Source organism: Vibrio sp. 070316B (assembly GCF_013114115.1).
GTDB lineage: Bacteria > Pseudomonadota > Gammaproteobacteria > Enterobacterales > Vibrionaceae > Vibrio > Vibrio chagasii_B.
Genome location: NZ_VTYC01000001.1, coordinates 504872 through 530136, shown reverse-complemented (window position 1 = coordinate 530136; position 25265 = coordinate 504872). Strand labels below are relative to the sequence as shown.

Annotated in this window: 17 protein-coding genes; 5 read left to right on the top strand and 12 right to left on the bottom strand. The window is 43.0% G+C overall.

Annotated elements, in window-relative coordinates:
• Window positions 1-83 precede the first annotated feature (83 nt).
• Complete coding sequence (locus F0251_RS02365; RefSeq protein WP_171730222.1) at window positions 84-683, bottom strand: chromosome partitioning protein ParA; 600 nt, start codon at window positions 681-683, stop codon at window positions 84-86.
• Window positions 684-1139: 456 nt separating this feature from the next.
• Entirely contained in the window at window positions 1140-1322 is a 183-nt protein-coding gene (locus tag F0251_RS02360) for a hypothetical protein (RefSeq protein WP_171730067.1), read from the bottom strand.
• Window positions 1323-1616: 294 nt separating this feature from the next.
• On the opposite strand from F0251_RS02360, the gene F0251_RS02355 reads away from it, so the two are divergent.
• From F0251_RS02355 to F0251_RS02345, 3 genes are read left to right on the top strand one after another with little or no spacing between them, the layout of a single operon-like run.
• On the top strand, window positions 1617-4847 hold the full coding sequence (locus F0251_RS02355; RefSeq protein ID WP_171730221.1) for a hypothetical protein: 3231 nt from the start codon (window positions 1617-1619) through the stop codon (window positions 4845-4847).
• A gap of 1 nt (window position 4848) precedes the next feature.
• On the top strand, window positions 4849-5295 hold the full coding sequence (locus F0251_RS02350; protein ID WP_171730220.1) for a response regulator: 447 nt from the start codon (window positions 4849-4851) through the stop codon (window positions 5293-5295).
• Window positions 5288-6457, top strand: a complete 1170-nt coding sequence (locus tag F0251_RS02345) for an alpha/beta hydrolase (RefSeq protein ID WP_171730219.1) — start codon at window positions 5288-5290, stop codon at window positions 6455-6457. The genes F0251_RS02350 and F0251_RS02345 overlap by 8 nt, the downstream gene beginning before the upstream one ends.
• A 71-nt stretch (window positions 6458-6528) precedes the next feature.
• Here the strand turns inward: F0251_RS02345 and pheT are convergent, their stop codons facing one another.
• From pheT to F0251_RS02305, 8 genes are all read right to left on the bottom strand, one after another.
• The gene (pheT, locus tag F0251_RS02340) at window positions 6529-8916 is read right to left on the bottom strand and encodes a phenylalanine--tRNA ligase subunit beta (RefSeq protein ID WP_171730218.1); all 2388 of its coding nucleotides are present in this window, start codon (window positions 8914-8916) and stop codon (window positions 6529-6531) included.
• An 18-nt stretch (window positions 8917-8934) separates the two neighbouring features.
• Window positions 8935-9918, bottom strand: a complete 984-nt coding sequence (pheS, locus tag F0251_RS02335) for a phenylalanine--tRNA ligase subunit alpha (RefSeq protein WP_004741591.1) — start codon at window positions 9916-9918, stop codon at window positions 8935-8937.
• 332 nt (window positions 9919-10250) lie between these two features.
• The gene (locus F0251_RS02330) at window positions 10251-11360 is read right to left on the bottom strand and encodes a GGDEF domain-containing protein (RefSeq protein WP_171730217.1); all 1110 of its coding nucleotides are present in this window, start codon (window positions 11358-11360) and stop codon (window positions 10251-10253) included.
• A gap of 202 nt (window positions 11361-11562) precedes the next feature.
• Window positions 11563-12771 (bottom strand): hypothetical protein, encoded by a 1209-nt coding sequence (locus F0251_RS02325; RefSeq protein WP_171730216.1) that lies wholly within the window; start codon window positions 12769-12771, stop codon window positions 11563-11565.
• A 9-nt stretch (window positions 12772-12780) separates the two neighbouring features.
• Window positions 12781-13587 (bottom strand): outer membrane lipoprotein-sorting protein, encoded by an 807-nt coding sequence (locus F0251_RS02320; protein ID WP_171730215.1) that lies wholly within the window; start codon window positions 13585-13587, stop codon window positions 12781-12783.
• Between the two features lie 44 nt (window positions 13588-13631).
• A complete protein-coding gene (locus tag F0251_RS02315; RefSeq protein WP_253821609.1) occupies window positions 13632-16097 on the bottom strand; it encodes an RND family transporter in 2466 nt (821 codons plus the stop codon).
• A 171-nt stretch (window positions 16098-16268) separates the two neighbouring features.
• Window positions 16269-17054 (bottom strand): TetR/AcrR family transcriptional regulator, encoded by a 786-nt coding sequence (locus F0251_RS02310; RefSeq protein WP_004741595.1) that lies wholly within the window; start codon window positions 17052-17054, stop codon window positions 16269-16271.
• A gap of 351 nt (window positions 17055-17405) precedes the next feature.
• A complete protein-coding gene (locus F0251_RS02305; protein ID WP_253821608.1) occupies window positions 17406-18590 on the bottom strand; it encodes a hypothetical protein in 1185 nt (394 codons plus the stop codon).
• Between the two features lie 310 nt (window positions 18591-18900).
• On the opposite strand from F0251_RS02305, the gene F0251_RS02300 reads away from it, so the two are divergent.
• On the top strand, window positions 18901-19686 hold the full coding sequence (locus F0251_RS02300; protein ID WP_061031601.1) for a hypothetical protein: 786 nt from the start codon (window positions 18901-18903) through the stop codon (window positions 19684-19686).
• A complete protein-coding gene (locus F0251_RS02295; RefSeq protein WP_171730229.1) occupies window positions 19607-20359 on the top strand; it encodes a hypothetical protein in 753 nt (250 codons plus the stop codon). The genes F0251_RS02300 and F0251_RS02295 overlap by 80 nt, the downstream gene beginning before the upstream one ends.
• Window positions 20360-20493: 134 nt before the next feature.
• Here the strand turns inward: F0251_RS02295 and F0251_RS02290 are convergent, their stop codons facing one another.
• Together F0251_RS02290 and hrpA are read right to left on the bottom strand one after the other, a co-directional pair.
• A complete protein-coding gene (locus F0251_RS02290) occupies window positions 20494-20988 on the bottom strand; it encodes an outer membrane beta-barrel protein (RefSeq protein ID WP_004741598.1) in 495 nt (164 codons plus the stop codon).
• 143 nt (window positions 20989-21131) lie between these two features.
• Window positions 21132-25172, bottom strand: a complete 4041-nt coding sequence (gene hrpA, locus F0251_RS02285) for an ATP-dependent RNA helicase HrpA (RefSeq protein ID WP_171730213.1) — start codon at window positions 25170-25172, stop codon at window positions 21132-21134.
• Window positions 25173-25265 lie beyond the last annotated feature (93 nt).

The window sequence follows — 25265 nt, the reverse complement described above, 5'->3', positions numbered from 1 at the left end:
ATGTTCTTACCCTCCGCCTTTTCTGTGTTTCAAAAAAGGGGGGAAATATCAATTAAGGGGGAGATTTGAACGGGGTGACTAGCTTATTCACAGTACTTAGCCTCTGCTTTCAGGGAGGCACTTATCGCGCCGTCTTGTAAATGGCTATAAGCAAGGTAGGCCATGGCGCGTGCTTTGGTGTTGTAGGTGAGAGCTCTAATGGTTTTTCCTGTATTTGTTCTATCTCTGACTGGAATGCCAACAAACTTCTTACAGGCGATAACTTTATTATATCTATTACCCATCGCCATTGCCTTGTCGATATTGGTTTTAGTCTTTTTCGAGAAGTCGTGGTACAGGTTTTCTTGTGAGTAGCGAGCGTTTTGTTTTAAGGCTTTTCGGGCTGGCTCGGTCACTTCTAACGCATCGATAAACGCCTCAATGTCATCGCGGATACCATCATTGTTTGCATCAGTACCAGCGAGAGAGTCGCTGCGGTCAAGCATGGATTCAAAACGCTCATATAGAAGCCTAAGTTGATCATCAATTGTCTCTTGTGCCTTTAATTCCGCGACTAGCTCAGGTGTTTTCTCTATGTGAGATATGGCACTCGGTTGCTCCACTACAGCAGCGTTTGGCTCATTCGATTCTTTGCACCCCACAATTAACATCACTGCTAATGTGCAGACTAACCCATTTTTCATTTTTGTTTCCCCTAATATTTCAAATAGATACCAAAGAATACGGACAAATTAACTCACTGAATAATAAGGAATTTTAATGGCAACATAAGGAGTGATGATAGGCAGAATGAATCGTAAGCGAGCATGAACCAAGAACAAGAATTGCAAGTACTTATCGAGCAGTTTTAATCACGTTCATTGTCAAAATGACCTGCTCCATCAACACTGGATACCAAGTTAAGTGACTTTCCATACTTTTAGTTATTCATGTTTTGCTAATGTTCTATTTTCCGAAACGCATTTTTGTCCAATAATGAGTTAGCACCCGTTTCCTGATCTAAAAAGCCTCGCAATGCGAGGCCTTGGGTTTTCTATCTATCAGAAGAGATTGCCGATTTCACGTCTTCGGCTAATGCAACCATAGTGATCACTTGGTACTGCTTTGAGAACTCACTTGGTTTTGTCAAAGCCTGCTGTCTAAGCTTCAGCCGTGATGAAGATCAGCGCCGTATCCCCACTCCCACTTTTGCCATACGCAATTTGCTCACCATCGTGAGATATCGCAATACCATAATTAACTTTTGAATCATGAGCCATGGCATTAAAGCTACCAAGCGCCATGAATACCAAGAGTGTGATGTTTAGAATTAAACGTTTCATAGTGTCTCTCTACTTACTTTGGAGGGAACACAGAAAGCGCCCCTCTCAATCAATATAGCCACTATAAAGTGTGAAGTTGTAGACAGGTCAAGCAACCGCGATAAAAATAGAAGAAACTGTATTTCAGGCCATATTTTAGCTTAACGTGATACCGCACCTTACAAATCTTAGCCCATGGAATCACGCTTAGAATATTTGTATTACAAGTGAAGAGCCAAACAATTAGGCATCATAGAAAAAAGTATATATAATTCATGCAGTTAAAGACCAATTATTGATAGAAAAGTCAGTACAATGAGAAGACAATATAACTTCAGGAAAGAATTGACCCAGAGTTTGAAAATTAAAGATACTATAACGTTCATTACAACTCTCAGGAAAAAGTTAAGCAACCCCATTTTTCAAGCATCGCTATTATTCAGTAAATCCAAGTTTTTAAAAACTCCGTTTGGTGGTGATGAAAGTATGCTTCCTGATGGTGATTTTGATCATGTACTGGCGATAATTCTCATTAAGCTACAAAAGGAAAAAAAACTACTAGCTTTCTTTAATACATTGAAGTCTCAGTATGAACATCAAGTATTAAAAGGTCAGTTTGAAGAGGCTTTGGACACAATTGAAACCGTAAAAGATATTTCGGGTTTATCTTGCTGGTTTGTTGAGTGTAAGTTTGCACTATTGGCATCGTTAGAGCGATACGATGAGTTTGAAAATTTCTATAATATGCTCACGAAAAACATTAAGTCTGATCTTGAGAAAAGAGATATCGACCTTATTTTTGAACGAACTTCGCCTAATAGTATCGCAGAAAGAGTGGAATTTTCATTAGATTCCCTAAAAGAAGGTCTCGTACAAGAAAAAGCATATGATGCACACATCGTAGATTTTCTACACCGATTTGATGCATCAAAACAATATGATGCGGAAACGATCCTTTCCTATTTCTGGCAAAGTAATATTGTAGACATTTATAACATTATATCCCGACTGTTGTTTAGTAACTCTATTAATAATAACTCTATTTTAAAACTAAAGAACATGTTCATAGACCTAGCCGAGTCTACGAACTCTTTAAAATTGAAAAACTTCTTTTATCATGACTTTGAAATTGACCTAGACAAAAATATTAAAACCGAGTTTGTAACTATATGTGATACATACATTACAGGGGATTATAAATATTGTATAAGTCTATGTGAAGATTTTCTTAAAGATCACCCTTACGCTGCATCAATATATGAGTTTTATTGTAATTCTCTATTCAATGAAAACTGGGTTTCAGTATTGGATAACAAAGGTTTACTAAAAGAAATAATTGAACTGAATCTAGACTATAATAATATTAATGAAGCAAAAATAAATAAAATATTCCTTAGATTCAACAATCTTGACTCAATTCAGTTCATTTCACTTAGAAATAACAAAAAGATAATTTCTTTTTCAGAAGAAAAACTTAAATCTATAGAAAATATCTACCATTTTTTTGAGTGTACAGTAGTACCAAGTAATCCATTCAACCCTAAATTAGAAATTAAAAATTCTATAAGCTCAACCATCACCAGCAACTCTGAAGAATATCTCAATGAAATACCTGAATACAGGAAAAGAAAGAGATTAGCTGACAAGTATTTTCATGAAAGGCAGTTTTCGCTTGCAATTGAAACTTATATGGGAATAAACAACACTCCCAACCACATGATCAATGAGATCAGCAATAAAATAATTTTATCTTACTTCAGTAATAACCAAGTTGACTTAGCCTGCAAATATATTTCAGATATGTATTTCTCAGGAAACCTAAGTATTGAGAGGCTTGATAAAAAGCAAATTATAGACATTCTCGAAGACTGCGACCCTGTAGATGAACCGATGGTTGAAATTCCAATAAGCTTATTTCTTTTAACTACCAAAAAAGACTCTCATATAGTTGCATTACACTTAGACGACTACTTAGATTTTAAGGGTCTAAAAAAGCCGAGTGATATAAAAACGTCTGATGAGAAACATAAATTCATGCTTCACAAAGTATGTAATTTAGATGTTTTGGAGTCCTTACACATTATTAGGAAAATATATCCAACATCCAACGATAGAATGTTAGATAGGACACTTATCTTATCTAAACTAAAAAATGAATTATCATATAAAGAAGAAGAAATATCTAAAGAACTAGAGTTTCTCCAACATCAGTTTTCTAGGAATCTCTGTGTATCAGATGTTGCTCCTGGTAAAATAAACATTAATAATGAAATGATAGCTCAGATATTTAAATCTGAGAAAAAAAACGTAATATCAAACTTGCAAATAGCCTATTCAAATGAAAAAAACAGTTTTGAATTTGAATTTAGCAAAATATCTAGCCAAATTAATACTAATTTATTTGTTAGTGCGTATGAGTTTTTTATGGCTATAAGAGATATCTACACACTTGATCAGAAGTACGGATTAGATTATCAGTTAAATACAAATATTAGACATAATGGTATCGTACCATCTCTGAGATCAATATTTGAGAGTGAGGGGATTATCTGCGACCATGAAAACAACCAATACAAAGATAACATTATCTTTGAAACAGAGTGTCGTAGCCTCCTCGTTCGATATAAGTATGAAGAACTTCAAAATAAAATAAAAATTTTTTCAAAAAATGTAGATACTCGTTTAAATAAACTAAAATCTGTTTATATGCATGTTGCTACTAATGACAAGGATGATAAAGAAAAGCTATTTAAGATCATAATTGATGAGTCTGATGTATTTAAGTTACTCGTTTTTATGAACGATAACAACAATATTAATTCTTGTATAAGTTACTGCCTAGGAATTATGACCGCCAAGTCCGAAGGCTGTCTAAAGTTAGGTCGAGCCCTAATAAAAATGGGGTTAGGTGAACTATTCAAAAAAGAGTTGAAAAATTTGGAGACATCTCTAAAAGGCACATTTTCTAAGAAGTTTATAGACGCCATATCTATAACTAGAAATGATCTAGATAGTAGATTGGAAAGTATATCTGAATGGTTAAACTTCTCTGAATATAGCGCTGATGACTTCCTAATAGAAGTTGCTTTATACGAGGCTAACAGCTTTATAGAGACTATATTTTGTAATGTTAATGTAGAAATTGAAATAAACAATACATTTAATAAAAAAATCAACGGTAAATACTTAATGTCATTTATTAATATTTTCATATTGATTTTTGAAAATGCTTGTAAGAGAAGGAAGCACAAAGACCATATTAAAATAGTAATCACTACTTCAATCATTGGCGAAACTATTAATATCGAGATATCCAACAAATCCTCTACCATTGACAAAGAGATAATTAATAAAATTAATAGCGATATAAACGATGTGAATAAATTAGACAATGCAAATAAAGAAATCAATAGTGGGATATACAAAGTAAAAAAACATCTAGAGATAGACATTTCTGCTCAGAATAATATTTATATTCAAAGCTCAGGAGATGAATTTATATTCAATATTGATATTGACACTCTCAGTATTTGTTCAGGATCATAGTATGAGTAAACAAAAAGTTCTTATAGTAGAAGACAACCCTGTTAAGCTGGGTTCCATAATCGATGCGATAGACTGTTATTGTTTCGATATCAATACTGTAGTAACACCTGCAGATGCAATAGAAAACTTACGTGAAAATAGCTATGATTTTTTTATACTTGATATGAGTTTACCTAGCTATGAAGAAGAAAAAAATTCAATTGGTTCATTATCAGGTAAACAGATTCTTCAAACAATGAAGCATAAAAGAATTTTAGTCCCTACCGTGATAATTACACAATGGGATGTATTTGGTCACCATGATGACACAGTAGCTCTTAATACGCTTAAAGATGAACTATTGCACAAGTTTTCAAAAAACCTTCATGATGTAATCTTTTGGGATAAGTCTGATGAATCATGGGAAGAAAAGCTACGTAACGTCTTGGAGAAAATCATTAATGATTGATTTTTTAATTGTTGAAGATTCTAATGAAAAATTTATAAAGATTAGAGACTTAATACTATCAATTAATTCAAACTTCCATATTAAACATGTTGGAAATTGTTACGATGCTATGCAAGAAATGCTAAAACGGCGTTATGCCTTCGTAATTCTAGATATTCAAATACCCAATACCGAAAAAGATAATGTAAAAAATCCAGAGGGTGGCGTAGAGATTTTACGTTGGATAAAGCATAAGCAGAAAAGAAAAAAAATATCTCCACCAAGGAATATTATTGTTTTAACTGAATATCCTAATTTGAAAGATAAGTATACTGAAGAAAATCAAGATTATCGGGTCTTCACGTATCTATATAGTTCATCAGATTTAACATGGAAAACAAAAATTACTGACTATGTAGAAGAATATCAGCTAACAACATCAGATAAAACGCTTCCTAAAAATGACACTAAAATAGTATTCTCTGTACATGGTATTAATACACATGGAGAGTGGCAAGATAACTTTGATGAATACATCAAAACTAATCAGAGTGAATATACTCACCTCTTATATGATTATCAGTATTTTCCTGTAACTAGCTTCCTATACCCTCCTAGAAGACACATAGAAGTAGAACGGTTAACAAGAGAATTTCAACTTATTGCACGTACATACCCAAATGCAAAAGTACAATTAGTTGGTCATAGCTTCGGCACATATTTAATCGCAGAAGCATTAAAAAAAATCCCGAATGAACACGCTCCCACTTTTGATAAAGTCGTTTTAAATGGTTCTGTTCTCAAAAGTGGTTACAATTGGTCTGATATAGTTACAAAGCATGGTATTACTAAAATCGTTAACAATTGTGCATTAAACGACAAAGCTCTTTTAGCTAGTCAAGTATTGGCAGTTGGCTTAGGTATGGCTGGCAGAGAAGGCTTCAAAGGAAGTTTAGCAGGTATAATGGCCAACAGGTTTTACAAAGGAGGTCATAGTGCGTGTTTATCAACAGATCAGTTTTTGGAATGGTTTGATCTGTTCGAACGATCCGAAATCGCACAAGCTGATTATAGAGGAAAGGTGAAAATAAGCACAGCAATAAAAAATACACTAATCACGCTAATGCCTACACTCATTCCTATTTCAACTGTGACTTTGTTATTGTGGTTCTTTAACTCTTAACATTATTGGTTATTTAGTCAAAAAAGGCCTCGCAATGCGAGGCCTTTGGTTTTTCTATCTATCAGAAGAGATTAGTCGCGAAGTGCTGCGCCGAATTTCTCTGAGATTGAAGCTACGATAGCATCTACTGAACCAGCGATGTCTGCATCTTCTAGTGTGCGCTCTACAGACTGTAGAGTCAATGCGATAGCTAGGCTCTTCTTGCCTTCTTCTACGCCCTTACCTACGTAAACGTCGAACAGTTTAGCGTCTGTTAGGAATTCGCCACCAGCTACGATACACGCTTCTACGATGTCGCCAGAAGCTACTGCTTCGTCAACAACAACCGCGATATCACGACGGTTTGCAGGGAACTTAGATACTGCTACTGCTTCTGGAAGCACGCGAGTGTTGATAGCTGCCCATTCGATTTCGAATACGATAGTACGGCCGTTTAGACCAAACTTACGCTCTAGTTCTGGGTGAACAGTACCAATGATACCCACTTCTTTACCGTCTACTACGATAGCCGCAGTTTGACCTGGGTGAAGTGCTGGGTGCTTAGCTGCTTTGAAGCTGTAAGCTTTTTCGTTCGCTGTTAGCTCTAGAACTGCTTCTAGGTCGCCCTTCAGGTCGAAGAAGTCAACAGTGTTAGTTGCAACGTCCCAGTGCTCTTCGCCGCGAGTACCAGAGATAACGCCCGCAAGCATCATTTCTTGGCGCATGCCGTTTTCAGCTGTTTCTTCTGGGATGAAACGTAGGCCTGATTCGAATAGACGAACGCGAGACTGTTGACGCTTCTGGTTGTGAACAACTGTGTTTAGAAGACCTTGGATTAGGCCAAGACGCATTGCTGACATGTCCGCAGAGATTGGGAATGGCAGGATTAGCGGCTCAACACCAGGTACAACAAGTTTTTGCTGTTCTGGTTCTACGAAGCTGTATGTGATTGCTTCGTGGTAGCCACGGTCTACAAGAAGGTCACGAACGCGCTTAAGCGGTTGGTCAGCTTCTTTGTGGTCATTCATTTTAAGTGCCGCTTTAGGCGCTTGGTTTGGAATGTTATCGTAACCGTAGATACGACCTACTTCTTCAATTAGGTCTTGCTCGATTGCGATATCAAAACGCCAAGATGGAGACGTTGCCGTCCAACCTGCGTCCGTAGTTTCCACTTCACAACCTAGACGAGTTAGGATTTCTACCACGTCTTCAGATGGGATTTCGTGACCTAGTAGGCTGTCTAGCTTAACGCGACGCAGAGAAACTACGTTTGCTTTAGGTAGATCAGCTTCAGATTCGCTGCCGTTTACTGGCGCCACTTCACCACCACAGATATCAACTAGAAGCTGTGTTGCACGCTCCATTGCTGCTGCTTGAAGTGTTGAATCAACACCACGCTCGAAACGTAGAGAAGAATCTGTGTGTAGGCCGTAAGCACGTGCGCGACCACGGATGTGATCAGGTGCGAAGAATGCTGCTTCTAGAAGTACGTCTGTAGTTTCAGTAGTTACACCAGACTCTTCACCACCAAAGATACCAGCGATTGCTAGTGCTTTGTTGTGGTCAGCGATAACAAGCGTGTTGCTGTTTAGTTCAGCTTCGTTGCCATCTAGAAGTGTTAGTTTTTCGCCCTGCTCTGCTAGACGAACCACGATGCCACCTTCGATCTTAGCTAGATCGAATGCGTGCATTGGTTGGCCTTGCTCTAGCATCACGTAGTTTGTGATGTCTACAACTGGGTCGATTGAACGGATACCACAACGGCGCAGTTTTTCTTGCATCCAGATTGGAGATTCCGCTTTCACGTTTACGTTCTTAACCACACGGCCAAGGTAACGTGGACAAGCATCAGTTGCTTTGATTTCAACAGATACTGTGTCTTCAATGCTTGTTGCAACAGCTTCAACTGTTGGCTCTTTAACGTCTGCGCGGTTTAGTACGCCAACTTCACGAGCAAGGCCACGGATGCTGAAGCAGTCTGCGCGGTTTGCTGTTAGGTCTACGTCGATAGTTACGTCGTTAAGCTCTAGAAGCTCACGTACGTCCATACCTAGCGTTGTGCCTTCTGGCAGCTCAAGGATGCCGTCAGACTCTACGTCGATACCTAGCTCAGAGAAAGAACAAAGCATGCCGTGCGATGGAACGCCACGTAGTTTTGCTTTCTTGATTTTGAAGTCACCAGGAAGTACTGCGCCAACTGTTGCTACTGCTACAGTTAGGCCAAGACGACAGTTAGATGCACCACATACGATGTCTAACAGCTCTTCTTCGCCGATATCAATTTTTGTAACTTGTAGTTTGTCTGCGTCTGGGTGCTGACCGCACTCAACCACTTTACCTACTTTAACGCCGGTGAATTCACCAGCAACAGGTTCTACATCGTCAACTTCCAAACCAGCCATAGTGATTTGGTGAGCTAGCTCTTCGCTGTTAATTGCAGGTTTAACCCACTCGCGTAGCCAAGATTCACTGAATTTCATAGTTTTGACTGCCCCGGATTACTTGAATTGTTTAAGGAAACGAAGGTCGTTCTCGAAGAACGCACGAAGGTCATTTACGCCGTAACGAAGCATCGTTAGACGCTCTACACCCATACCGAATGCAAAACCAGAGTATTTCTCAGGGTCGATGCCAACAGAGCGAAGTACGTTAGGGTGAACCATGCCACAGCCTAGAACTTCTAGCCATTTGCCATCTTTACGTTTCACGTCAACTTCAGCTGAAGGCTCTGTGAACGGGAAGAATGAAGGACGGAAACGCACTTCAACTTCTTCTTCAAAGAAGTTACAAAGGAAATCGTTAAGAATGCCTTTAAGTTGTGCGAAGTTTACGTTCTCATCAACTAACATACCTTCCACTTGGTGGAACATTGGCGTGTGAGTTTGATCGTAGTCGTTACGGTAAACACGACCCGGAGCAATGAAGCGGAATGGCGGTTTGCCGTTTTCCATCGTACGGATTTGAACACCAGAAGTGTGCGTACGTAGCATTAGATCAGGGTTGAAGAAGAAAGTATCGTGATCAGTACGAGCTGGGTGATCGTCTGCGATGTTTAGTGCATCAAAGTTGTGGAATGCATCTTCGATCTCAGGGCCAGACTCAGTGTTAAAACCAAGCTCACCAAAGAACTGTTCGATACGCTCAACTGTGCGAGTAACTGGGTGAAGACCACCGTTCTCAATGCGACGACCTGGTAGGCTCACATCGATAGTTTCTTCAGCTAGTTTCGCTTCAAGCTCTGCACGTTGTAGTGCGTCTTTGCGAGCTGCGATCGCTTGTTGAACAGCACCTTTCGCTTTGTTGATCTCTTGACCAGCAGTGCGACGCTCTTCAGGTGGAAGTTTACCTAGGCTTTGTAGTTGAAGAGTTAGTTCACCCTTCTTACCTAAATACTGAACTCGCACTTCATCAAGTGCGACTAACGAATCTGCTGTATCAATAGCAGTCGTTGCATTAGCAATGATCTCTTCTAGATGTTGCATCATTTCCTCATCTACCAGTTGGTAGTGTCCGTATCGGATGATTAGTTTTTTTAGATAGCTACACATAGTAATCAAACACGCAACCAATGCCAAATTGAATCGCCAAAAGAACAAGTTATTGCCTAAAAACACGGCAAATTTAACAGGATATTAATGAGGAGGAAGAAGAAGTGGCACAAATACGGGTGCCACTTGTTTATTTTGAAGTGGATAGCGCTTAAAAACTAAAGCGAGCTAGGTTTTAGATTTAAAGCTGCTAGGTTCCAGACTTGAAGTGAGTAGCGATCAAAGACTAAAGCGAAAGGTGCTCTCGTTCTAAAGTAAACCGAGCTCTAAATCTGAATCGAACAAACGCTGTTTTTGCCTGCGTTTTTCGCTAAATAGACGGAGTCATCGGCGGCTTTAATCAAATCGTTCATTGAGCCGAATTCTTCGGTTATTTCAGCGACACCGACACTAATACTGCCAATCCAAACTTGATGACTGGTTTCAACCTCTAATTCAGACACTTTCTGTCGAGCGGTTTCCGCGATGTACATCCCACCTTTAAGGTCGGTGTCAGGGCAAATAACCAAGAACTCATCGCCACCCAACCGGCAAACAATATCATCATTACGGAACGTATTTTTCAGTTCACGGGAGAGGGTTTTTAGCACCAAGTCGCCTGCATCATGGCCCCAGGTGTCATTAATGCGCTTGAAGTGGTCGGCATCAATCATAATGCACACTAAAGGTATGCCCAGTTCTTTGGAGTCTTGCCAATGCAGCGCTAACTGTTTAAAAGCACTACGACGGTTATGCAAATTAGTAAGCGAGTCGGTTAATGCCAGCTCTTCAAGTCTCTTGTTCGCTCGTTTTAATTCTGCCGTACGTTCCTCGACTTTATCTTCGAGTACCTGATTGAAGCGTAACAACTGCTTGTTGCGTTCAGAGACTTGTTCAAACAGGCCGTTAAGCGCTGCTAACAAAGGAACAGTCGAAGTGTCTTGCTGCTTTTCTTCCGCTTCAAAGGCTTGCAGAGGTGTCGCCCCCTCTTCTATGGCGGTCATTTGTCGCGCCATGTTTTGGTCGATACCGAGGATGTGGTAAGCAAGCCAGTGGATCAAGAAATCAAGTAACTGCCGTGCTGACGACTGATCTTCTTCCATGATGAAAGCTTGCATACTGTAGATATCTTGCATAAATACACGATGCACTTTGATGTGCTCTTCAATGTGTCGCTCATACACACCGCAATCTCTCATCAAAGATTCTTCTTCTTTAAAGTGAAATTCGGCATAGCGTGTGAGATCGAGTAAAGCGACGTTAATGTCGTCGATAGAGATAGTGTTCTCTGACAACAGGTTTCCGTAGTGGTTGATAAAACCAACAAGATATTGATGCTGTTCATCTACAACACCAATGCCTGTTTCAAAGTTTTTATCCCAATTAAATGAATTCATAAATCCCTTAAGGCCGATACCACCAGCATGATTTACATGCATATTCGGAGGTTATAGATATTCGAAAAATATAACCATCTTACCTGTGGGTCTATTAGATTGTTTGATTCATTTTATAAAAAGAAGATATTGAACACTCTAAATATAACTCATCTTAAATTTGAGACGCCCCTCTTAACAAGAACGCCTCATGAAGCTAACACTAGAAATAATATTCCAACGCCACCTCAACAAAATCATCCTTACGCGCGAAGAACAGCAAGTCTTCTGGGGTTTCGTTCTCAAACAGCCATGCGTTCAATCGCCACTTGAGGTTGTTGTTGATGCGACTAGAAGCTTCTAGCTTGGCGCTGTAGACATCACTGTTATCTAAGTCTTGAGTAATGCCTGTAAGCACTTCGGTGCCGTCTTCATCGTTCAAAGCGAAACGTGCCCCAAGGAACAGATCGTTTTGGCCGATGGTTTGCGCATTGTTGCCTCGGCTGTCATACAGATATTCAGCAATGAAGCCGATGTCCCAGTATGATTCAAGTGCCCCAATCCAAGTGTATTCAAAGCCTGTTGCTACGCCTGTGTGGTTGTCGTAACTGTCGCGATAAATGCTTTCCAGCTTCCATAACCAATCACCAATAATGCCTTGCACATCTAGCCCGAAGTGCTGCATTTGTGCGTAATACGGCTTTAGCTGATTGCCTTCAACACGGTAGTAAGGGTCGCGGTTTGTGCCACTTAAATAACTTAAACCGACGTCCCAATCGCCGTACATTTGGCTATAACGCAGTGCTACGTCTACATGCTTTTCTTCTCTCGAAGATTCGTAAAGCGCATCGTCCGAAACAGGAACAGTTGGCCTTAAGCGCCCGTCTTCGCCTGCAAAGGTACGCTCACGAAAATACGGCAGTAACATAGCGTCTATGGTTCCCCACTCTTTTATCGAGGTGAAGTGCACCATTGGCTGACCCAGTTTTGATTCACCATCGACCGACTCTATTGCATCGGTTTGGTTTACCACATCCACCAGATGCGCCGATTCAGTCACACCCCAAAACACTTTGCCGACACCCGCTCGCAGTTCGTAGTCGTCCCAGTAAGTGAGATACAAGGCTTCACGAATATCACCATGAGTTCGTTCATCGTCTTCGCTGTCTAGGCGATAAAACGGGGTGAAGGTAAAGCTGCCATTACCCTCTGATTGCTCCCAGTAAAACTCTGGCTGCAACACCAGTGAGCTTTGTCCTTTGTCTTGCCCTTGTAAGCCGTCGCTAAAGAACTGCCTGTGTTCAAGGTTAACCTGCCCTGCTAGCTCTGGGCTAAAGCCAGCTGCCACACAAGGCAACGACACCTGCATAAGCCCGATGGTCGCCGCCAAGGTTAAGGATAATTGGGTTCCTGTTGCCACAATCCTTTTCATATTCCTGCCTTATTTCGCACGTTTTAGTGTGTTCTTTTGGAAATCCTTGTCTTTAAGACCGGTCTGGAAGGCTAAATCTGTCGTGGTTAATACGGTACTTTTACCTGTTTGATGGTTTTGCATCGCCATGGTGTGTGCGCGCCAGTATTGGTTCAGGTATTGTTTGTAATCTTGGAACGATAGGGTCTTAAGCAGTGCGCCTTTGCGGTCGTAAAATTCGACTTTCATTGGGCGGTAATGTTGTTGGTCTAGCCATACTTTCTGCATGGTGTAGCCTGAGTTTTTATCGGTCGGCACTTGCTCCAAAACAAAGGTGTCTACGCCTTCCAGTTTTGCGTCTTCAATGTAGTTAAAGGTGTACTTTTCTAGCTCGAACGAGCTTAAGTCTTCGTAAGCAAATTCACTGCCCATAAACGGGCCCGATTTGTTGCGTGAAGAGATGCGTTTTACACGTTTTAATGCAGGCAGATACAACCACTGGTCATCGGATTTGGTGATGTGTGAATGGTTTAGGAAAGCCGTGCCTTTTACGTCGCGCGGTTCATCAAAAATGGTTAAGCCTTTATCGCCATCGTTATCGACTTCTAATGATTTCAATCGCATCAAACGTGTACTGCTTTCACCTTGTTTGTTGCGAAGTAGCATTTCCATGGTTGCGACAGAGTCGCCCCACCCGACATCGACCGCTTTACGTTGCTCGGCAATTTCTAAGCCTTTCGCTGGGTCTGCTAATGCTGGGAAAGCGGCGAATGTGCTGATGCTTAACGTGCTCACAGCAAATAATGTAGTAACGAATGATTGTTTAACGCTTTTCATAAATATCTCCTTGAGTCAGCCCACCGCGGCAGGCTGACGTTTCCTTATTTGGTCGATGTAGTCAGTTCGGCTGTCGAGCTAAGCTGCGACTTGGTGTCAGGCTTTGATTCGTGCTGAGTGTTAACTGAATAATGGGTCTGCTTGTCGAAGATCATCAGTAAGCTTGGTAACAAGATGAAGTCGACCACCAGCGCAATGAAAATCACAATCGCGCTGAGTAAGCCCATGTCCGAGTTGAGTCTGAAGCTCGACATCGCCAGTACAGAGAAACCAGCTACAAGTACCACTGTGGTGATCCACAATGCGCGTCCCACCGTGTGAAAGGCGTATCGAACCGCTTCTTCTGCTGATTTGCCTTCGATTCTTGCGCGCTGGTATTTGCTTAAGAAGTGCACCGCATCATCAACCACGATACCCAGAGTGAGCGTCACCACCACTGACAAACCAAGGTTGATTTCACCAGAGATAAGCGCCCATAAACCAAAGCCAATAATTGCAGGTGCAATGTTTGGCACTAGGCTGATCATGCCCAAGCGAACTGAGCGCAACGCAAAGATCATCAAGCCAGAGATAAGTACTAAGGTGATAGGCAAAGTCGATAACATGCTCGCCATGTTGGTTTCGCCAATGTGAGCAAACATCAATGATGGGCTCGACGCGACCACTTCATACTGAGGTGCATTGGCTGCAAACCATGAGTAAATGCGCTCTTCGAGTTCCACCAATTCCACGCTGCCGAGGTTATCGACGGTAAGTACCATTTTGATCGATGACTTATCGACGTTGATCTGGTTGTTCAAGTCCAAGCCATACGGCAAAGACATTTCGTAAAGCAGCAGATATTGCGCGGCAAGTTCACGGTTAAGCGGAAGCTTGTAGTAGCTGTCATCGTCGCCATGCATGTTCTTGTTCAAACGCATGTAAACATCAGAAAGCGTTGCCACGTGGTCGGTTTCTGGTTGAACGCGTAGCCACTCAGTAAAGTCACCAATCGCTTGCAAAAACACAGGATCAGCAATCGCTTGAGACTCGTTAGTCTTCACAGCAATACTGATGGTGGTCATGCCACTTACGGTCTCTTCCATAAAGTCGGCGGCTTGTCTGAATTCGCTTGAGGTATCGAAATACTTCACCGATTCATCGTTCACTTTGTTGAGTGGAATTAACGCCGCAGCGCCAACAATCACCAGAGTTGAAATCGGCAGCAGTGCTTTACGGTTGGTGACGACAAAATCCCCCAGCTTATCCATGAAGGTGATTTTGTCTGCCGCTTCAGGATTGGCAGAAAGACGTTTAACTGGCAGCAGTTTTAGCAGTGCAGGCAACATAGTCACAGACAGGAAGCACGCGATAAGTACGCCTAGTGCCGACAAGTTACCGAAATCACGTAGCACCGGAGAGTCCGACATGTTCATCATCAAGAAACCGATCGCAGTGGTCACTGAGGTGATCAGAATCGGCATCGCATTGAGCTTGATGCTATATTGAATGGCTTGTGCTTTCTCCATCCCGCGTTGCATCGCTTGTCTCATGGTCACAATCACGTGAACACAATCAGCCACCGCCAAAGTTAAAACCAAAGTTGGAACATTCACGGTTGCGGTGCTCAAGAACATCCCTGCCCAACCAGATAAGCCCATGGTGGCAACAATTGAAGAGATGATCACAATAAGTGTCGCCACCACACTAAAGAACGAGCGCAGCATAAAGGTCAGGAATACCAGTACCACTAGCAGCATTAACGGCACGAGCGTTGAGCTGTCCTCTTGAGCCGAAGTCATAAAGGCGTTGTTCATGGCGATGATGCCCGCTTTATGGAACTCGACATTAGGGTACTGAGCTTGGTACTTGCCGATCATGGCATTGATCGCCGCAATCACCTCTTGCACTTCCGCCGTCTTATCCACTTCTGGCAGTTGTACGGTCACGTTAACAATCGTCACATCACCAGAGGCCGACACCAAAGCATTCTTAAGCAACGGTTCGTTTAGGGCGATCTGTTTTACTTTGGCGATGCGCTCTGGTGTGTGTTCGTACTCTTCATACAGCAAGTCTTCTACCAAAAGATCATCTTCAATGGCTTCGGTGTGCTGATAATTAGCTAGGGAATCGACACGGCTTGAATACGGGATCTGCCACGCATCGACCGTGAGGTTTTGAATCAGGGTGAGGGTTTCAGGGGTGAAGACATTGCCATCTTCAGGGGCGACAACAATCGCAAGGTTGTCGGTTTTTGCAAAGGTAGTTTGGATTTCATCGAACGCCATCAACTGCTTGTTGGTGCCTTCGAAGAAGATGTTGTAGTCCCCTCTAAAGTAGAGGTTCTTAGCCCCTAATGCAGAGAGAATGATGATTGAAAACACCACCAGCAGAACGATAAACGAACGCTTGGTCGGTATTGAGTGCCAACTGTTATTTAGATCGGCGTTTGCGCTATCGGCATTAGGGTTATTTCGGTTTTGCTGATCGAACGTGGGCTTCTGGCTGTCATGTTTCATCACAGTCTCCATTTGTGACGATTCGTCATATATGTGTCATAAAAAGCCAGCCGAAGCTGACAAAAGACACAATGCTTAGTCAAATACTCAAGAAAACAGCAACCACAGTCGGTTAGTCTCAAGTTTGTGACGAATCGTCAAAAATGGTTATTAATAAACCCACACGTGTGGGCTTAATGGAAGCTATCGACCTACAGACTCTAAGTAAGCGATCTCTTCACTGAACAGTTCTTGTTCTACACGACGCCAAGTTTTACGGTAATCCCAATCGCTAGAAAGGGGCTGCCAATTGAGGCCGTCTAGAATCATGTTCGCGTTGTGTAATACTGAATACGGGTCTTGTAACCGCTTAATACAATGACTGTTTGATGCATTCTGTGACAAGGCATTTGAACCAAATGCAATTGACCAGTTAGCAAAAACGATGGCATCTGAACCAACGCCAGAAGAGAACTTTAGGTCACCCGCTTCTACCGCTTGGTTAACCATAGAGTCGCATTGTTCAATCACCAACTCTTCCAGTTCATTCATCTCGGCGACGCGTGCACTAGACGCTTTCTCTAGTACCCACGGGCTTTTAGCCATGATCGCACAGGTTGATAGTACCGGTTCCATGCGAGCATAGATTCGGTAAGCAACGTGCAGTGCGACGATCTTTTCACGCGTGTTGCCTTCAAACTCTCCAGAACGAGCAAACATCATTGCTTCTGTTTTAAGAGAGTGAATACACAACGCTAAAACGACGTCTTCTTTGCTGCAAAAGTGATTGTAGATTGTCCCTTTAGAATAAGAGCTCGCTGCCGTTAGCTTGTCCATCGTTAGGTTTCCGAACCCTTGTTCTCGAACCAGATCTTTCGCCAACAACATCAACTCTACTTCTCGATCTGCAATAGACTGCTGCTTTTTAGACAACACGCCTTTGCATCCAAAGATACCTTGTTTATCGCCTTTACAACCAAAGCCAAACATAATTTCTCAGTCCGTATTTGAGCTTAGCCATTATCTAAGCTTAGCCAGTATTAAAAACACTCCTATCCAATATATTAACACGAATAGTAAATTCATGTAGTTAACCATTTTGTGACGCTTCGTCATTTCTGACTTATCGTCATAATAGCTCATTTATTGATCATATCAAGATGTTTTATAAATTAAATATGATTTATGAATAGATAGGTAAGTTATCAATAGCCGGCTTGGTGACATTAAAAAGCCAGCGACTGTCCAAGTCACTGGCTTGCGGGTTTCATTCTGATTGAATGTCACTCAACAATCGGACCTAGCAATCAGACTTTTACCAACTCTGATTACTCACTCTTTTTACAACAGGGCTTTACCATTTTCGCCCTGGGCGTACAGCGCCAAACTAATGGTCTTCAACGCTTCGGTTTCAGTTTCACTGACGGTTAACGACGACACGCTACTGCCATTCAAACGGCTCAACATCTGTCTAACTATCATCAACTGTGGTCTCACGCTCGGAATGCGAGTGTCGATAAACTGAAACCAATCCGGGTTCATGTGGTGCTTTACTTTGTCCAACACATCTTTGTTAACGATGGTGAAGGTTTTTGCCCCCTCTTTAGCGTCGCGCAAAATGTCATAAATAACATGTTCTTTCTCTTTGGCGACCAACATGCCTGAGATGTTGAGTTGTAACTCTCCGATGATGCCATTTTTCATCTTTAAGAAGAATTTGATGTCCTTATAACCCGAGCCTTGCGCTTTTTTATTGAACTGGCTTAGCCCAGATAATTTCGAACCGAGGCCATAACGATCTTTCAAGGCTGACTGATAGTGCTGGAGATCTTTAAACTCCTTGGTTCTCGATATGAATACCTTTGCCGCCGACATCGCTCGCACACTCTCGAACTCTATCGTCATGCGCGCGCAGTCTTTTAGGTCTCCGATATCATCTAGCGGATTACGGTTGGTAATTTTATCCAGTGCACCATTGAAGCTTTTGATCCCGCCATACGCGCCTGGTGGAACCGAGAGCTTGCCATTGAACAGAGAAACAACGTGTTTAGAGAACTCTTTCAGCTCTTCTTGTGCTTGGATTATCTCGCGATACATCATAAACAGTTGTTTGCGTTTAAGGTGTGCATTCGCCAGCTGGTTTTTGGCTTTAAAGCTCGCCCCTTTCGACATGATCTTAGAGGTGCCATTGGGTGAGGTAACTACATTGACCTGCATCTCTTCGCTAAGGTAAGTTTTGAAGGCATTGTCATCGGTTAAAATCGAATACATCAACTGGGCGACTTTACCCTGCTCTGTATTACGAAAGGATTGGCCTTGTAGGCTCGCTTTCAATTCCGCTAAGGCTTGTTGATAGGCTTTGTTGTTGACCAAACGAAAGCCTTGAGACATATGAGTCGATTTATCAATATGTTTGAGAACTTCTGGCTTTCGCTTTTTGATTTCTTCTTTCTTCAATTCCCACTCTGTTTTGGTAAACGAGGTGCCGTTTTCCGGCATCATGGTGAATTCCACACTGGTTGGCATACAGTCTCCTTCTGTCTTGTCCATCCTTGAGTTGATTGTTCGTTTGTAGGCTAGCTTGGCGGTTAAGCAAAATGGCTGAGCAAACTGGGTGTGTTGTTTTAACAAGAATCCCTAAACGTACTCATTTGAACATAGCAATTGTGCGAGCGCGCTACGAAAAAATTGGCGAGTCATGCTGCCTTTATGGGGCAAACCTCTCCTTATGGTTAATATTTGTCTCACTGATGTGGTTTTCTGCTAAGTTGCTATAAATTCAGTATGGGGTGACTTACAATAGGGTCAACGACCTACCTTTTTTGAGAACACGATATTGAGCGCCAAATATTCTTATTTAGCTTGGCAAGTGAATACTTCTAGCCCAGCAGAAAAGCTTGTTTTATTGATGCTTGCAGACGGTGCGGATGAATCCGGTTACACCAATGTGTGCCTGCAATCGGCAAGTCAGCTTTGTGCTCTCTCTACGTTTGGTTTAGCCGACTGCCTTAAGTGCCTAGTCGACCAAGGTATTCTCGATAAGGTAAAAGTAGACTATCGAGATCAAAAAGAGATCCACGTATTCAAACTGCTCATTGAACAAGAGCAAGCTGCGGCGCCCGTTGAGGCTCAACCGGTCAATAGTATTCCGGTCTACTCTACTGCACCTGCACCTGCACCTGCACCTGCACCTGCACCTAAGTTTCAGCCTGCTCCGGCACCGATGCAAAACATGCAGCATGCCCCTCGCCCACAAAGCCGAGGCTCAATGACCAGCAACACGGTTTCCACTCATGATTTGGATGAAGAGATCATTCCAACATGGGCAGAACGTGCCTTTAAATTCTCCGGCCTTGCTGGTGACCATAGCTTAATATGGAAAAAATTTGTCCTCTGGTATAAAGCCAAAGCCAATGAACTCATGCCAATCTCTCGCATCGAATCTAAGTTGCAGTACTGGTTAGTTAACGAGAAGCAAAATGAAAGACAACAACAGCAGAAGACCTCTCAATATTCAGGAAATGCAGGACAAGCTCAAGGAAATGGGTATCGACAAAAGCTTAGCCCATCTGAACGCTTCAGGCAGCAGCTCATTCAAAAAGGCAAAAAGCCAACCTTCTGATCCTGCACCTGCAGTCGTTCCAGAAGTTTTACCGGCAGCTTCGTCGCCATCGGTACCTGTTGTTGAATCAGACACTGGCTCAAATCAACAAGTACCTGTCGTTGACCAAGATCCTGCAGATCTCGAACTGACGGATTGGTGTATCCATGTGTTCGGCTCTTTCTTGAGCGTGTACGAGACTCAGTGGGAATACCAATACGGTAGTGAACCAAGCGGTAAGTTCATTGAGTTTGCTAACTCTGTCGATTCTGACGGCCTTAACCGCGTGCTAATGCACTGTCATGAGCGTATTCAGCTTGGCAACAGCTGGCCACCACAAATGGGTGAGCTTTGGATTCTGAAAGACTCTCTAACAGAAGAAGAGCTGTTGGATAGCCGCATTCGAGTATTGTCTCGCACCGCTGCGAACAAGATTGAGAAATGGCTGATTCAAAACAAGCTATATGACTTGAAGCGAACAGCAGAAAACAAGCTAGATGGCCTGTTTAAAAAGTACTACTTGGAAGCGAAGCGTTTAGACGAGAAAGGCATGCTTGAAACGGAATTACCACAATTCCTACTTGCCGCTAACTCAGTGAAGAACTTGAACGATTTGAAGCGTGAAGAGTACGAAAGCAAACACGGTAAAGCGCTGAATCCAAGAATCCAACAGATTCTCAACAGCAAGAAATAGCCACTCGCTTTCTAGTGTGAAAAACACAGTGAACAGATACAAAAATGCCAGCAATTAAGCTGGCATTTTTTATGAATTCTTACGAACTCTTTAGCGACTAAACAACCGTTATTTACGATCGCCTTACTGAGTAGTTACAGTAGGTGGATAGTTGCGTTTAGCGTGAATACGCCAGAGTCGTCATCTTTCATTTTGAAGTTTTGGTAGCTAGCGCCTACAGATAGAGGACCAAAGATGAAGTATTCTGCGCCTACGCCGTACATGATATCAACGTCATCTTGCTTGAAGTTGTCGCCTTTCAGCTCGTATGAGTGAAGACCACCTTTCGCGTATACGTGAAGAGGACCGAAGTCGATGCTTGGTTTGATTGCTAGGTAAGCAGTGCTCGCATCTAGGTTTGTAAGATTACGGTTACCGTACTTAACGCTGTCGAAAGAGCCTAGATCCCAGTAACCCGCTTCAACACCGATAAGTGGCAGGATACCTGTACCCACGTGGATACCCATTGCTGTTTCTTCTTCGTTACCTAATGAGTTTTGACCACCCATTACACCGCCGTACAACCAAGAATCAGCCATTGCTGTTGAAGATGCACCTAGCAGTGCTAGTGCCAATAACGTTTTTTTCATATTCGACCTTTTTCGTCCTAGTGGCAGGCCTTGAGTGGTAATAAATTGCCACCAAGTCGCCCTGTATGTAATAACTATTCAATTAGTAATGCAATAAGCAAGATTTATACCCAAACCTTGCCATTGCGTCTAGCATTATTCCTTTAGCAAGCATCGATTGCGTTTTTAACACGCTTATCTGACACTGGATAAGGCGTACCGAGTTGCTGTGCGAAGAAGCTTACACGAAGCTCTTCTATCATCCAACGCACCTCTTTTACGTTTTCTGGAACCGCGATCCCTTTTGGAATTTTATTCAGCAGCTCTTTGTAATCATTCATTACTGACTCAACTTTGATCATATGCAAACGATCTTTGTTAGGGTCAATTGGCAGCTTCTCCATGCGGCGTTCGATTGCCTTCATATAGCGTAGGATATCTGGCAAGCGTTTCCATCCACATTCTGTGGCAAAACCCTTAAAAATCAAACCTTCTACCTGAGCTTTTATGTCAGAAAGTGCAAATGCCATAGAAAGATCAACACGCCCTTTCAGCTTCTTGCTGATGCTGAATGCCGTCGTAAGAATGGTTTCTACCTGCTGAGCAATCTCAACCACGGTATCACCCAATTCTGCGCGTACGTGTTCTTTCAGTGCTTCGAACTGCTCTGGTTCCCAAACCAAACCACCCTTCTCTTCGATCAGCTTATCAATACCACAAGCGATACAGTCATCGATAAGATCGAGAACCTTGCCGTATGGGTTGAAGTACAAGCCAAGTTTCGATTTGTTCGGTAAGTTCGAGTGCAAGTATTTGATTGGCGACGGCACGTTCAACAAGATCAAACGACGCTGACCCGATTTCATTGCTGAGATCTGCTCTTGTTCCGTCTCGAACAGTTTGATCTCTACGCTGTCTTTGGTATCCACCAACGCTGGGAAGGCTTTTACATCGTAGCCACCGCGCTTCTGTTGGTAAACTTTTGGTAACTCACCAAAGCTCCACGTATGCAGGTTTTGCTGCTCGATATCGTCATCCGCAACTTTAGAAAGCGTCTCTTGAACTTTGTCTTTCAGGCTCTCTTTCAGTTCATGTAAGTCTTTGTGTTCTTTCAACTTACGTTTGCGATGATCCACCGCACGGAATGTTACCTTTAAGTGCTCTGGAATCTGGTCTAACTTCCAATCATCTCGTACCACTTCTACACCCGTCATGCGGCGCAGCTCTTTCTCAAGAGAATCCAGTAGCGGCGCTTCAAGTGGTGTCACACGAGCCAAGAACGCATCAGCGTAATTTGGCGCAGGTACAAAGTTACGTCGTAACGTCTTTGGTAGTGACTTGATTAAGCTAACCACCAATTCTTGACGTAGGCCTGGGATCTGCCAATCAAAACCGTTCTGGTCGATTTGGTTCAAGATAGGCAGCGGAATGTGTACCGTTACACCATCGTTGTCATCGCCCGGCTCAAACTGGTAGCTCAGCTTTAACTTCAGGCCATTTTGGTGCCAGAAGTTCGGGTAATCTAAATCGGTAACATGGCTTGCATCACCGCGGAACAGCATCGATTTTTCGAAATTAAGTAGCTCTGGAGTCTCTTTGCTGGTTTTCTTCCACCAAGTATCAAAGTGACGGCCTGAAACCACCTCTTCGCCTACGCGCTGATCGTAGAATTCAAACAGTTCATCATCATCGATCAAGATGTCACGACGACGGGATTTATGCTCTAGCTCTTCCACTTCTTGCAGAAGTTTACGGTTTTGTTTGAAGAACGCGTGCTTGGTTTCCCACTCGCCTTCAACCAGTGCACTACGTACGAATAACTCACGGCTAATCGTTGGGTCAATCGCGCCATAGTTCACTAGGCGTTTCGGAACAATCGGGATTCCGTAAAGCATCACTTTTTCGTGCGCCATTACCGCCGCTTGTTTCTTCGACCAGTGTGGTTCGCTGTAACTGCGCTTAATTAGGTGCTTCGCTAACGGTTCAATCCATTCAGGCTGAATCTTAGCAATCACACGACCCCAAAGCTTTGAGGTTTCCACCAGCTCAGCAGACATGATCCATTTAGGCTGCTTCTTAAATAGGCCAGACGCAGGGAAGATATGGAAGCGTGCATTACGCGCACCTTGGTATTCATTCTTCTCTTGGTCTTTCATACCAATGTGAGAAAGCAATCCTGATAGTAGCGACTGGTGAATGCCATCGTAACTGCCCGGCTCATCGTTGAGCTTGGTGTCCAATTCACGCATTGCTTGGTGAATTTGGAAGTACACATCTTGCCACTCACGAATACGCAGGTAGTTCAGGTAATCTTGCTTACACTGTTTACGGAACTGGTTACTCGACAGCGCTTTTTGCTGTTTCTTGATGTAGTCCCACAGGTTCACAAAGGTGATGAAGTCTGAGTCTTTGTCGAAGAAACGCTTGTGCTTGTCGTCAGACGATTGCTGTTTGTCTGATGGGCGCTCACGTGGGTCTTGGATTGAAAGTGCAGACGCAATAACCATCACTTCGTGTAGACAGCGGTTGTTTGGCGCTTCGATAACCATGCGCGCTAAACGCGGGTCAATCGGTAGCTTAGACAGCTTACGACCAATTGCCGTTAGCTTCTTAGTATCGTCGCCTTGGTTCTTGTTCTTGCTGTTTGGCTTGCCCGATGCAATCGCACCTAGCTCTTCGAGCAGTCTTACACCATCTTGAATGTTGCGCTTATCTGGCGCTTCAACGAATGGGAAGGCTTGAATATCGCCCAAGCCTAGTGCTGTCATCTGAAGGATTACAGACGCTAGGTTGGTACGCAGGATTTCAGGATCGGTAAACTCTGGGCGTGACTCGAAATCTTCTTCAGAGTACAAGCGAATACAGATACCTTCAGCAACACGACCACAACGACCTTTACGCTGGTTCGCACTCGCTTGAGAAATCGGCTCAATCGGTAGACGTTGTACTTTGGTGCGGTAGCTATAGCGGCTAATGCGCGCTGTACCTGGGTCGATTACGTACTTGATGCCCGGAACGGTTAGCGAAGTTTCTGCCACGTTGGTTGCCAGCACGATGCGTCGACCAGTATGAGATTGGAAGATACGGTTCTGCTCACCTGCCGAAAGGCGCGCGTACAACGGTACAATCTCGGTATCACGCAGATTACGCTTGCTTAGTGCGTCCGCAGTATCACGAATTTCACGCTCACCATTCATGAAGATCAGGATGTCGCCTAAGCCTTCATCACATAGCTCATCAACCGCTTCGAAGATACCTTCCATTTGGTCACGATCAGAATCGCTGTCGTCACCACCTAATGGACGGTAGCGCGTATCTACAGGGTAAGTACGGCCCGACACTTCAATGATTGGTGCATTGTCGAAGTGCTTAGAGAAACGCTCTGGGTCGATGGTTGCCGACGTGATGATCACTTTTAGATCAGGACGCTTTGGTAGCAACTCTTTCAGGTAACCCATGATGAAATCGATGTTCAGGCTACGTTCGTGCGCTTCATCGATAATGATGGTGTCGTACTGGTTTAAGAAACGGTCGTGTTGAATCTCCGCCAGTAGAATACCGTCGGTCATCAGTTTGATTTGTGTGTTGTCAGAAATCTGGTCGTTGAATCGAACCTTATAACCAACAAATTCACCCAACTGGGTTTCCATCTCTTCGGCAATACGGTTCGCAACCGAACGCGCAGCCAGACGACGCGGCTGAGTATGACCAATTAGGCCAAAGCGACCACGGCCAAGCTCAGAACAGATCTTAGGAAGCTGAGTGGTTTTACCCGAGCCCGTTTCACCCGCCACGATAACCACTTGGTTTTCTTCAATGGCTTTCGCAATATCATCGCGCTTTTGGCTAACAGGGAGAATTTCTGGGTATTCAATGGTTGGTTTTTGCGCAGCACGCTGGGTTGCCGTCATCATCGATTGGGCAATGTCTAATGCGATTTCATCGAAAACAGCATGCTTGGATTTTTCGTTCTTAATACGGCTTGCACCAGAAATACGCTTACTTAGACGGAAGCGGTCGCGCATCATGCACTCATTTAAGGCCTTACGAAGAGAGGCTGGGCTATTTTGAGATGCGCTAGCTTTAGGTGCTTGTGGTTTGTTGTTTTGCTTTTTTTGATTAGCTTGATCAGCAGCAGAGTCCGATGTCGCGTTGGTATTCGCTACATGGTTATTTTTATCTGCTTTTTCCGGAGACGAAGTCACAGCGTGTCCTATTCTTTCTCTTATATATACTCGCGCGATTGTAGCATAAAGGAAAGGAACGAGTTAACACAAAGCAAGGAATATTAGCTGCCT

Bases quoted from the DNA above. Each gene is read 5' to 3' on its own strand.
- F0251_RS02345 (WP_171730219.1), top strand. From the start codon at position 5,288: ATGATTGATTTTTTAATTGTTGAAGATTCTAATGAAAAATTTATAAAG.
- F0251_RS02305 (WP_253821608.1), bottom strand. From the start codon at position 18,590: ATGCCAACCAGTGTGGAATTCACCATGATGCCGGAAAACGGCACCTCG.
- F0251_RS02315 (WP_253821609.1), bottom strand. From the start codon at position 16,097: ATGGAGACTGTGATGAAACATGACAGCCAGAAGCCCACGTTCGATCAG.
- pheS (WP_004741591.1), bottom strand. From the start codon at position 9,918: ATGCAACATCTAGAAGAGATCATTGCTAATGCAACGACTGCTATTGAT.
- F0251_RS02365 (WP_171730222.1), bottom strand. From the start codon at position 683: ATGAAAAATGGGTTAGTCTGCACATTAGCAGTGATGTTAATTGTGGGG.
- F0251_RS02360 (WP_171730067.1), bottom strand. From the start codon at position 1,322: ATGAAACGTTTAATTCTAAACATCACACTCTTGGTATTCATGGCGCTT.
- F0251_RS02310 (WP_004741595.1), bottom strand. From the start codon at position 17,054: ATGTTTGGCTTTGGTTGTAAAGGCGATAAACAAGGTATCTTTGGATGC.
- F0251_RS02350 (WP_171730220.1), top strand. From the start codon at position 4,849: ATGAGTAAACAAAAAGTTCTTATAGTAGAAGACAACCCTGTTAAGCTG.
- F0251_RS02295 (WP_171730229.1), top strand. From the start codon at position 19,607: ATGGGTATCGACAAAAGCTTAGCCCATCTGAACGCTTCAGGCAGCAGC.
- F0251_RS02290 (WP_004741598.1), bottom strand. From the start codon at position 20,988: ATGAAAAAAACGTTATTGGCACTAGCACTGCTAGGTGCATCTTCAACA.
- pheT (WP_171730218.1), bottom strand. From the start codon at position 8,916: ATGAAATTCAGTGAATCTTGGCTACGCGAGTGGGTTAAACCTGCAATT.
- F0251_RS02320 (WP_171730215.1), bottom strand. From the start codon at position 13,587: ATGAAAAGCGTTAAACAATCATTCGTTACTACATTATTTGCTGTGAGC.
- F0251_RS02325 (WP_171730216.1), bottom strand. From the start codon at position 12,771: ATGAAAAGGATTGTGGCAACAGGAACCCAATTATCCTTAACCTTGGCG.
- F0251_RS02330 (WP_171730217.1), bottom strand. From the start codon at position 11,360: ATGAATTCATTTAATTGGGATAAAAACTTTGAAACAGGCATTGGTGTT.
- F0251_RS02355 (WP_171730221.1), top strand. From the start codon at position 1,617: ATGAGAAGACAATATAACTTCAGGAAAGAATTGACCCAGAGTTTGAAA.